At 49.3% G+C, this 12217-nt stretch carries 13 protein-coding genes and 1 riboswitch; all 13 genes read left to right on the top strand.

Annotated elements, in window-relative coordinates:
* Positions 1–114: 114 nt before the first annotated feature.
* The 13 genes from BR62_RS0118635 to purF all read left to right on the top strand — a co-directional run bounded on the left by BR62_RS0118635 (position 115) and on the right by purF (position 12175).
* Positions 115–1437, top strand: a complete 1323-nt coding sequence (locus BR62_RS0118635; protein ID WP_007408891.1) for an NCS2 family permease — start codon at positions 115–117, stop codon at positions 1435–1437.
* 197 nt (positions 1438–1634) lie between these two features.
* On the top strand, positions 1635–2417 hold the full coding sequence (locus BR62_RS0118630) for a hypothetical protein (protein ID WP_025284368.1): 783 nt from the start codon (positions 1635–1637) through the stop codon (positions 2415–2417).
* Positions 2418–2555: 138 nt separating this feature from the next.
* Positions 2556–2729, top strand: a complete 174-nt coding sequence (locus tag BR62_RS19430; protein WP_003155777.1) for a Fur-regulated basic protein FbpA — start codon at positions 2556–2558, stop codon at positions 2727–2729.
* Positions 2730–2851: 122 nt separating this feature from the next.
* Positions 2852–3406, top strand: a complete 555-nt coding sequence (locus BR62_RS0118625) for a DUF2179 domain-containing protein (protein WP_025284369.1) — start codon at positions 2852–2854, stop codon at positions 3404–3406.
* A complete protein-coding gene (locus tag BR62_RS0118620; protein WP_007609843.1) occupies positions 3403–3600 on the top strand; it encodes an NETI motif-containing protein in 198 nt (65 codons plus the stop codon). The genes BR62_RS0118625 and BR62_RS0118620 overlap by 4 nt, the downstream gene beginning before the upstream one ends.
* 78 nt (positions 3601–3678) lie before the next feature.
* Positions 3679–3780: riboswitch (purine riboswitch) on the top strand.
* A 132-nt stretch (positions 3781–3912) separates the two neighbouring features.
* Positions 3913–4401 carry a 5-(carboxyamino)imidazole ribonucleotide mutase gene (gene purE / locus BR62_RS0118615; RefSeq protein ID WP_007609846.1) on the top strand — a complete coding sequence of 163 codons (489 nt, stop codon included), beginning with the start codon at positions 3913–3915 and terminating at the stop codon, positions 4399–4401.
* On the top strand, positions 4355–5536 hold the full coding sequence (purK, locus tag BR62_RS0118610) for a 5-(carboxyamino)imidazole ribonucleotide synthase (protein WP_042634928.1): 1182 nt from the start codon (positions 4355–4357) through the stop codon (positions 5534–5536). The genes purE and purK overlap by 47 nt, the downstream gene beginning before the upstream one ends.
* Complete coding sequence (gene purB, locus BR62_RS0118605; protein WP_007408896.1) at positions 5536–6828, top strand: adenylosuccinate lyase; 1293 nt, start codon at positions 5536–5538, stop codon at positions 6826–6828. Before purK ends, purB begins: the two co-directional genes overlap by 1 nt.
* Positions 6829–6903: 75 nt before the next feature.
* Positions 6904–7623 (top strand): phosphoribosylaminoimidazolesuccinocarboxamide synthase, encoded by a 720-nt coding sequence (purC, locus tag BR62_RS0118600; protein ID WP_012116996.1) that lies wholly within the window; start codon positions 6904–6906, stop codon positions 7621–7623.
* Positions 7623–7877, top strand: a complete 255-nt coding sequence (purS, locus tag BR62_RS0118595; RefSeq protein WP_003155758.1) for a phosphoribosylformylglycinamidine synthase subunit PurS — start codon at positions 7623–7625, stop codon at positions 7875–7877. Before purC ends, purS begins: the two co-directional genes overlap by 1 nt.
* Positions 7874–8557 (top strand): phosphoribosylformylglycinamidine synthase subunit PurQ, encoded by a 684-nt coding sequence (gene purQ / locus BR62_RS0118590; RefSeq protein ID WP_032871760.1) that lies wholly within the window; start codon positions 7874–7876, stop codon positions 8555–8557. Before purS ends, purQ begins: the two co-directional genes overlap by 4 nt.
* Positions 8541–10769 (top strand): phosphoribosylformylglycinamidine synthase subunit PurL, encoded by a 2229-nt coding sequence (gene purL, locus BR62_RS0118585; protein WP_032871759.1) that lies wholly within the window; start codon positions 8541–8543, stop codon positions 10767–10769. Before purQ ends, purL begins: the two co-directional genes overlap by 17 nt.
* Positions 10745–12175: an amidophosphoribosyltransferase gene (gene purF / locus BR62_RS0118580; protein ID WP_007609856.1), complete on the top strand. Its 1431-nt coding sequence runs from the start codon at positions 10745–10747 to the stop codon at positions 12173–12175. The genes purL and purF overlap by 25 nt, the downstream gene beginning before the upstream one ends.
* Positions 12176–12217 lie beyond the last annotated feature (42 nt).

Genomic DNA, 12217 nt, shown 5'->3' with positions numbered 1-12217 from the left:
CTTATTTATTCAGACTGAACGTATGTAGTCAAGCGTCCCAAATGTATTTGGGGCGTTTTTTATTTGGCGGATAACGGGCAGAATAAATGGGAGAGAATGAAGGAGGCAATTGGCTTGAAGCAATTTTTTCAGTTTGATGAGCTGGGGACAAGCTATCGTAATGAAATCATCGGCGGTTTAACGACCTTTTTGTCAATGGCGTACATTCTGTTCGTCAATCCGCTGACATTGTCTTTAAACGGTGTGAAAGGATTTCCCGAAGCATTAAAAATTGATCAGGGCGCGGTGTTCACCGCTACAGCGCTGGCGTCTGCGGCCGGCTGTATTTTAATGGGGCTCATTGCAAAGTATCCGATCGCGATTGCGCCGGGTATGGGATTAAATGCGTTTTTTGCGTTCTCTGTCGTCCTCGGCATGGGGATTTCATGGCAGGCTGCGCTTTCCGGCGTCTTGATTTCCGGAATTATTTTCGTGGCGCTTTCGCTGACGGGACTGCGGGAAAAAATCATTAATGCGATTCCGCCTGAGCTGAAATTGGCGGTCGGCGCGGGTATCGGTTTGTTTATCACATTTGTCGGTTTGCAGGGTTCGGGCATTATTGAAGCGAACTCATCGACTTTGGTGTCTATCGGCAATATTCACAGCGGCCCTGTGCTGCTGACGGTTTTCGGTGTTATTGTGACGGTCATTCTGATGGTGCTTCGCGTAAACGGCGGCGTATTTATCGGAATGCTTCTGACGGCGGTTGCCGGCATGGTCTGCGGACTGATTCCGGTTCCGACGCACATTGTCGGCAGCGTGCCGAGTCTTGCGCCGACTTTCGGACAGGCGTGGATGCATCTTCCGGATATCTTCTCCGTCCAAATGCTGATTGTCATTTTAACGTTCCTGTTCGTCGGGTTTTTCGATACGGCCGGAACGCTGGTGGCTGTAGCGACACAGGCCGGGCTGATGAAGGAAAACAAACTTCCGCGTGCGGGAAGAGCGCTTCTGGCGGATTCAACATCAATCGTTATCGGAGCCGTACTCGGTACGTCTACAACGACTTCTTATGTTGAATCCAGCTCAGGCGTTGCGGCGGGGGCGCGTTCCGGCTTCGCGGCTGTTGTGACGGGCATTCTCTTTTTGCTGGCGATGTTTTTCTCGCCGCTTCTGTCAGTCGTCACCACGAATGTGACGGCTCCGGCTTTAATTATTGTCGGCGCGCTGATGGTGGCGCCGCTCGGTAAGATCGCCTGGGATAAATTCGAGGTGGCTGTGCCGGCATTCTTAACGATGATTATGATGCCGCTGACGTACAGCATTGCGACGGGGATTGCGATCGGTTTTATATTCTACCCGATTACAATGATCTGCAAAGGAAAAGGAAAAAGCGTTCACCCGATTATGTACGGGCTGTTCGTCATCTTTATCCTGTATTTCATCTTCTTGAAATAACGGAAAAACCGGCTGAGTTAAGCCGGTTTTTTGTTTTTGTCCTATTCCGTAAAACCAATACATACTATAAAACGTCATGTGGGTGTCCGGGTGAAGAAAACCGCTTGACTGTTTAAGGACGCTTCGGTACCTTATATAAGTGTTTTATTTTCTTGTTTAACAAATTCCGCCGTATTTTTTTGATAGGAGTTGCTGACATGACGGAAGAAAGAAAAGAAACGTTGGAAGAAGAAAAACAGCATCAGGGGACTGATGAAGAACCGCTGTCGAGAATGTCCAGAAATGCGGGACGTTATCAAAAGCAAAAGAAAAAAGATAAGGAACGGCGCCCGGCTCCGGCTTTTACGGAAAAACTCGCTTCTGCATGGGCCGCGGTCAAACGTTATTGCCGTTTCGCGCTGCGCATTTTGACATCACCGGTGAAGGTCGTTGGGGAAGACGGCTTTTCCCGCTTTAAATATGCTCTTATTTCAATGCTTGTATTCAGTATCTTTTTCTCAATCGGAAATTGGTTTCAGCTGAGGGCAAGCCAGCAAAGGCCTCTCGGATACGGGGAGCGGCATCATACGTTTTTTGACGGCTTTACCGTCGTTCTCGTGTATACGCTCGTCTTTTTTGCCGCTGCGGCCGGCGCGGTCTGGCTTGTATCACGCTATATGATGAAACAGAAAATCACGATGCGGGATGCGGCCGCGGGGGTCGGATCGCTTTTGGTTCCGGCTGTCGCCAGCTCTATCGTGTGGATGATTTTCGCGATATTGAATCTGCCGGTCATCACCGTGGTGTTTACGGCGCTGACCTTGTTTCTGGCCGCCTCGGCGATGGTGCAGTTTGTGCAGATTCTATACAAATCGGCTGAAAAGCCTGCGGCTGACGTGATGTACTGTATTTCCGCGGCGGTTATCATCATGCTCGTTTTTACGGCTGTGACATGGCCGCTTATTTCAGAGTACTTTACTGCTTCGCTGATCCCTTTATAAGTCGAAATTTGTCTTTCACAATGTTTACAAATTTTTCTAATGAAGCGTATTGTTTTGAGGACCCGGCCGAGATATGATGAGAGCAACAGCAATTCGAAAGCGGCACTACTCTTTATGATTCGGAAAGGGATGATGAAGATGGCCCCGTTGTTGCGAGAAGCCATTAATCGGAAAAAACAGCACCTGAGGACAAAACTGATCCGCTCAGGGTTTTATCAAGACCATGTTCAGGAACTGTCCGGGTACACGCTGAGTGAACTTGAGAAGGAATATGAAGCCGTCAAACGATTGAAAAAAGCCGAGCTTCACTGATAAGAGCTTGAAAGTCTGCCTTGCGGGGCGGGCTTTTTTTTCTTTTGAAAATGATGAAAAGAGGGTAAACTATCCTTAATTGAAGGATTGATGCTTTTCAAAGTATCAGAGGAGGGGAATCAGTGATGCAGACGATTTTATCCAACAGTATAGGTATGGTTCTCATTATTCTCATCATTAACATTATATATGTCTCTTTCTTTACGATCAGGATGATTCTGACATTAAAGGGACAGCGCTATTTCGCCGCAGGCATCAGTACGATTGAAATCCTTGTGTATGTGACCGGCCTGAGTCTCGTGCTCGGCAATCTGAATCAAATTCAAAACGTCATTGCCTATGCGCTCGGCTACGGCATCGGTGTTATAGTGGGAATGAAAATTGAGGAAAAACTGGCGCTCGGCTATATTACAGTCAACGTCATTACGAAGGAGCTTGATCTGGACCTGCCGAAACAGCTCCGGGAAAAAGGATACGGGGTTACAAGCTGGGTTGCGGGCGGACTTGAAGGAGACCGGACCGCCATGCAGATTCTGACGCCGCGCAAATATGAGCTTCAGCTTTATGATACGATTAAAACGCTTGATGAAAAAGCGTTTATCATCGCCTTTGAGCCGAAAACGATCCACGGCGGATTCTGGGTGAAAGCAGTGAAGAAGAGGAGAATTAAGGAATGACAAAGCCAAAAAAGAAACGGTTTGAAGTAACGGAAGATGAAACGATTGACACCATTCTCACTTTAATGAAGGAAGAGGGTTATATGCCCGTCCGGCGGATGGAAGAGCCGATCTTTACAGAAAAGAAAGAAAATGGATCAATTCAAGTCGTTCCTTGCGGGAAAAAAATCGTATTTGAAGGGAAATTGATCTAAACACGAACATTAAAAGAAAGAATTTTTATATCGTTCGATAATGTCGTTGACATTATCCAAGTCCGTTGTTAAGATAAACATGAAATCAAAACACGACCTCATATAATCTTGGGAATATGGCCCATAAGTTTCTACCCGGCTGCCGTAAACGGCCGGACTATGCAGGAAAGTGATAAACAGCTGACATGGATATCGCAGAAGCGAACGACTGACGATACGCGCGCCATGCCCGGTTTGTATTGCTTCCTCATAGTTGCAATATAAGCCGGGCTTTTTTTTCTGAAAAACAAAGCATGAGAAGGTGGGAACAGAATGCAGCCGCTAGCAGGAATCATCATGGGAAGCACCTCCGATTGGGAGACAATGAAACATGCATGCGACATACTTGACGAACTTCACATTCCTTATGAAAAACAGGTGGTATCCGCGCACCGGACGCCTGATTTGATGTTTGAATATGCAGAAAGCGCCAGAGACAGGGGCTTAAAAGTCATTATTGCCGGAGCCGGAGGAGCGGCGCATCTGCCGGGAATGACGGCGGCCAAAACGACGCTGCCGGTGATCGGCGTACCGGTTCAGACAAAATCGCTTAACGGGCTTGATTCTCTTCTGTCTATCGTACAGATGCCCGGCGGCGTGCCGGTCGCGACGACTGCGATCGGGAAAGCGGGCGCAGTGAACGCGGGTCTGTTAGCCGCGCAAATTTTGTCGGCATTTGACGATGACATTGCGGATAAACTAGAGGCGAGAAGAAATGCGACAAAACAAACGGTGCTGGAAAGCAGTGATCAGCTTGTCTGATAAAAAAACGATTTACCCCGGCGCCGTCATCGGCATTATCGGAGGCGGACAGCTCGGAAAAATGATGGCTGTCGCCGCAAAACAAATGGGCTATAAAGTCGCTGTCGTCGATCCCGTGAAAGACTCACCATGCGGACAGATCGCCGATATTGAGATTACCGCCCAGTACAATGACCGTGAAGCGATTCAAAAATTGGCCGGAGTCAGTGACATCATTACCTACGAATTTGAAAATATCGATTACGAGGCGCTCAACTGGCTCAAAGAACATGCATATCTTCCCCAGGGAAGCGAGCTGCTGCTCATCACCCAAAACAGGGAAACGGAAAAAAAGGCGATCCAGTCAGCAGGCTGTCAAGTCGCGCCTTATCGGATCGTAAACAGCGGACGGGAGCTTGAGGAAGCCGTTCAGGCACTGGGGCTCCCGGCGGTGCTGAAAACATGCCGCGGCGGATATGACGGCAAAGGCCAATTTGTCATTAAGGAAGAAGGACAGACAGATGAAGCGGCTGCGCTGTTAGAAAACGGCACGTGCATACTTGAAAGCTGGGTATCGTTCCGGATGGAGCTTTCCGTTATCGTGACGAGATCGGTGCACGGTGAGATTTCAACCTTTCCGGCTGCTGAAAATATTCACAAAAATAATATTCTGTTCCAAAGCATCGTACCCGCGAGAGCGGAGGAAACGGTTCAAAAGCGGGCAGAGGCGCTTGCCGTTCAGCTCGCGGAGAAATTGGAGCTTGTCGGGCCGCTTGCGGTGGAAATGTTCGTCACGGAAGACGGAGACCTTTTGATCAATGAACTGGCGCCGCGTCCTCACAACTCCGGGCATTATACGCTCGACCTTTGTGAAACGAGCCAATTCGAACAGCACATCAGAGCGGTCTGCGGACTTCCTCTCGGCAGAACCGATCTTCTCAAACCGGGAATGATGGTGAATCTGCTCGGTGATGAAGTGAAGCTTGCAGAGGAGCATACGGAGCTTTTAAAGGAAGCCAAACTGTACCTGTACGGAAAACATGAGATTAAAAAAGGCCGCAAAATGGGGCATATGACATTTTTGCGGAAGCCTGATGAAACATGGATTCAGGACATCACGAACATATGGATGAAAAGAGACGGAGGACGAGCATAATGATCGAACGTTATTCAAGACCTGAAATGTCCGCGATCTGGACGGACGAAAACAGATACCAGGCATGGCTGGAAGTCGAGATTTTAGCCTGTGAAGCCTGGGCTGAGCTTGGCGTCATTCCGAAAGAAGACGTCAAGGTCATGCGCGAAAACGCGTCTTTCGACATCAACCGCATTTTGGAAATCGAGCAGGATACGCGCCATGACGTCGTTGCATTCACCCGCGCGGTTTCAGAATCATTAGGCGAAGAAAGAAAATGGGTTCACTACGGCCTGACGTCAACAGATGTCGTGGATACCGCTCTTTCCTATCTATTAAAACAGGCGAATGAGATCTTGCTCAAGGACATTGAGAGATTTGTTGACATTATAAAAGAAAAAGCGAAAGAACATAAATACACGGTCATGATGGGCCGCACGCACGGCGTACACGCGGAACCGACGACATTCGGCCTGAAACTCGCGCTTTGGCATGAAGAAATGAAACGCAACCTTGAACGTTTCAAGCAGGCAAAAGAAGGGATCGAAGTCGGGAAGCTTTCCGGCGCGGTCGGCACATATGCAAATATTGATCCGTTCGTAGAACAGTATGTCTGTGAAAAACTCGGCCTGAAAGCGGCGCCGATTTCCACTCAGACATTACAGCGCGACCGTCATGCGGATTACATGGCGGCACTGGCTTTGATCGCGACGAGCATTGAAAAATTCGCAGTGGAAATCCGCGGTCTGCAAAAGAGTGAAACACGTGAAGTGGAAGAGTTTTTTGCAAAAGGACAAAAAGGTTCATCGGCTATGCCTCATAAACGGAATCCGATCGGGTCGGAAAATATGACGGGCATGGCGCGCGTGATCCGCGGGTACATGCTGACGGCATACGAAAATGTACCGTTATGGCATGAGCGTGATATTTCTCATTCATCAGCTGAGCGCATCATTCTTCCTGACGCGACAATCGCGCTGAATTACATGCTGAACCGATTCAGCAATATCGTCAAAAACTTAACGGTATTCCCGGAAAATATGAAACGCAACATGGACCGCACACTCGGTTTAATCTACTCTCAGCGCGTGCTGCTTGCTTTAATCGACACGGGTCTGCCTCGTGAAGAAGCATATGACACGGTTCAGCCGAAAGCGATGGAAGCATGGGAAAAACAAGTGCCGTTCCGCCAGCTTGTCGAAGCGGAGGAAAAAATCACGTCCCGTCTCACACCGGAACAGATTGCCGATTGCTTTGACTACAATTATCATTTGAAAAACGTCGACTTGATCTTTGAGCGTTTAGGTTTATAGAAGAAGCCAGCCGGAGGCGGCTTCTTCAGCCGCCATAGATTGAATATTCCCAACATTCGGGTTAGGAGGCCTTCCGTGAATATTGTGAACAATAATCTTCTTTATGAAGGAAAAGCGAAACGGATTTATCAAACTGAAGACGAACAGATTCTCCGCGTGGTCTACAAGGATTCCGCAACAGCCTTTAACGGTGAGAAAAAAGCGGAGATCAGCGGAAAGGGCCGTCTGAACAATGAAATTTCAAGCCTGATTTTCAAACATCTGCACGCCAAAGGAATTGACAACCACTTTGTGGAGCGTGTTTCAGAATCAGAGCAGCTTATCAAAAAAGTGAGCATCATTCCGCTTGAAGTCGTGGTCAGAAACATTGCCGCCGGAAGCATGTCGAAACGTCTCGGCATCCCGGAAGGAACTAAGCTTCCGCAGCCGATTATCGAATTTTACTATAAAGATGACGCACTGGGCGATCCGCTCATCACAGAAGATCATATCTGGCTTTTAAAAGCGGCGGCTCCTGAGCAGGTGGAAACGATCAAATCGATTACAAAACAGGTGAATCAAGAGCTGCAGCATATTTTTGAAGACTGCGGCGTCAGATTAATAGATTTTAAGCTGGAATTCGGCTTAGACGCAGAGGGACGGGTTCTTTTAGCGGATGAAATTTCTCCTGACACGTGCCGTCTGTGGGACAAAGACACAAACGAAAAGCTCGATAAAGATTTGTTCAGACGGAACCTGGGAAGCTTAACCGACGCATATGAAGAGATTTTCAAAAGACTGGGAGGCATTTCATAATGTATAAAGTGAAAGTTTATGTCAGCTTAAAAGAAAGTGTGCTCGATCCTCAAGGAAGCGCGGTGCAGCATGCATTGCACAGCATGACCTACAATGAAGTGCAGGATGTGCGCATCGGAAAATACATGGAGCTGACGATTGAAAAATCTGACCGCGATCTTGACGCGCTCGTGAAAGAAATGTGTGAAAAGCTCCTTGCCAATACAGTCATTGAAGACTACCGATATGAAGTTGAGGAGGTTGTCGCACAGTGAAATTTGCGGTGATTGTGTTACCCGGCTCCAACTGTGATATTGATATGTTCCACGCCGTAAAGGACGAACTCGGCGAAGAAGTCGAGTATGTCTGGCACGAGGAAACAAGCCTTGACGGATTTGACGGCGTGCTCATCCCCGGCGGGTTTTCATACGGCGACTACTTGAGATGCGGCGCCATCGCCAGATTCGCAAACATCATGCCGGCCGTGAAAAAAGCGGCTGCCGAAGGAAAACCGGTTCTCGGCGTCTGCAACGGATTCCAGATTCTGCAGGAGCTCGGACTTCTGCCCGGCGCGATGAGACGCAACAAAGATTTAAAGTTCATCTGCCGACCGGTTGAATTAATCGTGCAGAACGGCGGCACGTTCTTCACATCTTCCTATGAAAAAGGACAATCGATTACGATTCCGGTTGCCCACGGCGAAGGCAATTTCTACTGTGATGACGAAACGCTTGAAAGATTAAAAGAAAACAATCAAATCGCCTTCACATACGGCGGCGATATTAACGGAAGCGTCAGCGGCATTGCCGGCGTCGTGAATGAGAAAGGCAACGTATTAGGCATGATGCCTCACCCTGAGCGCGCAGTCGATGAACTGCTCGGCAGCGCAGACGGTCTTACATTGTTCCGGTCTATCGTGAAAAATTGGAGGGAAACTCATGTCGCTACTGCTTGAACCAAGTAAAGAACAAATAAAAGAAGAGAAACTCTATCAGCAAATGGGTGTCAGTGATGACGAGTTCGCACTCATTGAATCTATTATCGGAAGATTGCCGAACTACACGGAAATCGGGATTTTTTCCGTCATGTGGTCAGAGCACTGCAGCTATAAAAACTCAAAACCGGTTTTACGCAAATTCCCGACTAGCGGCGAACGCGTGCTGCAGGGTCCCGGAGAAGGCGCGGGAATCGTTGACATCGGTGACAATCAGGCGGTCGTGTTCAAAATTGAATCTCATAACCATCCGTCAGCGATTGAGCCATACCAAGGTGCTGCGACGGGAGTGGGCGGCATCATCCGTGACGTTTTCTCAATGGGCGCCCGTCCGATAGCTGTATTAAACTCTCTTCGATTTGGTGAGCTCACTTCACCTCGTGTGAAGTACTTGTTTGAAGAAGTAGTGGCGGGAATCGCGGGATACGGAAACTGTATCGGAATTCCGACGGTCGGCGGAGAAGTGCAGTTTGACGCAAGCTATGAGGGCAATCCGCTTGTCAATGCAATGTGCGTCGGCTTAATTGATCATAAAGATATTAAAAAAGGCCAGGCGAAAGGTGTCGGCAACACGGTCATGTACGTCGGCGCTAAAACGGGCCGCGACGGCATACACGGCGCTACTTTCGCATCAGAAGAAATGTCAGATTCATCTGAAGAAAAACGTTCCGCGGTGCAGGTCGGCGATCCTTTCATGGAAAAACTTCTCTTGGAAGCATGCCTTGAAGTCATCCAATGCGACGCCTTAGTCGGCATTCAGGATATGGGGGCGGCCGGTCTGACAAGTTCGAGTGCTGAAATGGCAAGCAAAGCCGGCTCAGGCATTGAAATGAACCTTGATCTCATTCCGCAGCGGGAAACAGGTATGACCGCTTACGAAATGATGCTTTCCGAGTCTCAGGAACGCATGCTTCTCGTCATTGAACGCGGACGTGAACAGGAAATTGTCGATATTTTTGATAAATATGATCTTGAAGCGGTTTCCGTAGGTCATGTTACGGATGATAAAATGCTCCGCCTCCGCCATAACGGAGAGGTTGTTTGCGAGCTTCCGGTCGACGCGCTGGCGGAAGAAGCGCCTGTATACCACAAGCCGTCAGCAGAACCCGCGTACTACCGCGAGTTTCAGGAAACGGAAGTTCCCGCGCCTGAAGTAAAAGATGCGACAGAGACGCTTTTTGCCCTGCTGCAGCAGCCGACAATCGCCAGCAAAGAGTGGGTGTACGATCAATATGACTACATGGTGCGCACAAATACGGTGGTCGCTCCGGGCTCTGACGCGGGAGTGCTCAGAATCCGCGGCACGAAAAAAGCGCTGGCGATGACGACGGATTGCAACGCCCGTTATTTATATCTTGATCCAGAAGAAGGCGGGAAAATCGCAGTTGCCGAAGCAGCGCGCAACATCGTATGCTCCGGCGCCGAACCGCTTGCGGTCACGGATAATCTGAATTTCGGAAACCCGGAAAAACCTGAAATTTTCTGGCAGATCGAAAAAGCGGCCGACGGCATCAGCGAGGCGTGCAATGTTCTCAGCACTCCCGTCATCGGCGGTAACGTATCACTTTATAATGAATCGAACGGAACGGCGATCTACCCGACGCCTGTTATCGGCATGGTCGGCTTAATTGAAGATACCGCTCATATTACGACACAGCATTTCAAACAAGCGGGGGATCTTGTATACGTGATCGGCGAAACAAAACCTGAGTTTGCCGGAAGCGAACTGCAAAAAATGACAGAAGGCCGCATTTACGGCAAAGCGCCGCAAATCGACCTTGATATAGAGCTGTCACGTCAAAAAGCATTGCTTGACGCGATTAAAAAAGGCCTCGTTCAATCCGCTCATGATGTGTCTGAAGGCGGCTTAGGCGTAGCGGTTGCAGAAAGTGTCATGACGACGGAAAACCTTGGCGCCAACGTGACTGTAGAAGGAGAAGCGGCGTTATTATTCTCTGAATCTCAATCCCGCTTCGTCGTTTCGGTGAAAAAAGAACACCAAGCGGCGTTTGAAGCGGCTGTGGCTGATGCGGTTCATATCGGCGAGGTAACGGCTGACGGACTTCTGGCGATTCAAAACCAGGACGGACAACAATTGGTTCACGCGCAAACGAAAGAACTTGAGCGCGCGTGGAAAGGAGCTATTCCATGCTTGCTGAAATCAAAGGCCTGAATGAAGAATGCGGTGTGTTTGGCATCTGGGGACATGAAGAAGCTCCGCAGATCACGTATTACGGCCTGCACAGCCTCCAGCACAGAGGACAGGAAGGCGCCGGCATCGTGGCGACTGACGGTGAAAAACTGACGGCGCATAAAGGACAGGGGCTTATTACCGAGGTTTTTCAAAACGGCGAACTGAGCAAAGTGAAGGGAAAAGGCGCGATCGGGCACGTCCGTTATGCGACGGCAGGCGGAGGCGGATATGAAAATGTCCAGCCGCTCCTGTTCCGTTCGCAAAACAACGGCAGCCTCGCGCTCGCCCATAACGGCAACTTGGTCAACGCCACACAGTTGAAGCAGCAGCTTGAAAACCAAGGGAGCATCTTTCAGACTTCCTCCGATACGGAAGTGCTGGCTCACCTGATTAAACGCAGCGGCCACTTTTCGCTGAAGGATCAAATCAAAAATTCGCTATCTATGCTGAAAGGCGCTTATGCCTTTTTAATCATGACTGAAACAGAAATGATCGTAGCGCTTGACCCGAACGGACTCAGACCGCTGTCAATCGGCATGATGGGCGATGCTTACGTCGTCGCATCAGAAACATGCGCATTCGATGTGGTCGGCGCGACATACCTTCGCGAGGTAGAGCCGGGCGAAATGCTGATCATCAATGATGAAGGCATGAAATCAGAGCGTTTCTCCATGAATATCAACCGTTCCATCTGCAGCATGGAGTACATTTATTTCTCAAGACCTGACAGCAATATCGACGGCATTAACGTGCACAGCGCCCGGAAAAACCTCGGAAAAATGCTTGCCCAGGAGTCCGCGGTTGAAGCGGATGTCGTCACAGGCGTGCCTGATTCCAGTATTTCTGCGGCCATCGGCTATGCCGAGGCAACGGGCATCCCGTACGAACTCGGTCTCATTAAAAACCGTTATGTCGGCAGAACGTTTATCCAGCCGTCACAGGCTCTCCGTGAGCAAGGCGTGAGAATGAAGCTGTCCGCCGTCCGCGGTGTTGTCGAAGGAAAACGGGTCGTCATGGTTGATGATTCCATCGTGCGCGGGACGACAAGCCGCCGGATTGTCACAATGCTCAGAGAAGCGGGAGCGACAGAGGTGCACGTCAAGATCAGTTCACCGCCGATCGCTCATCCGTGCTTCTACGGCATCGACACATCAACCCATGAGGAGCTGATCGCTTCCTCTCATTCTGTGGAAGAAATCCGCCAGATCATCGGTGCTGACACGCTTTCTTTCTTAAGTGTAGACGGATTGTTAAAAGGAGTCGGCCGAAAATTTGAAGACACCAATTGCGGACAATGCCTCGCTTGTTTTACGGGCAAATATCCGACGGAAATTTATCAGGATACAGTGCTTCCTCACGTAAAAGAAGCGGTGCTGACAAAATAAAATGTGAAAATGACATAAAGGCAGCGGGAATTCAGGCTGCCT

The organism is Bacillus sp. UNC69MF (assembly GCF_000746035.1).
Lineage (GTDB): Bacteria > Bacillota > Bacilli > Bacillales > Bacillaceae > Bacillus > Bacillus velezensis.
The sequence above is the reverse complement of the archived record's forward strand: the minus strand, read 5'-3'. Positions and strand labels throughout refer to the sequence as shown.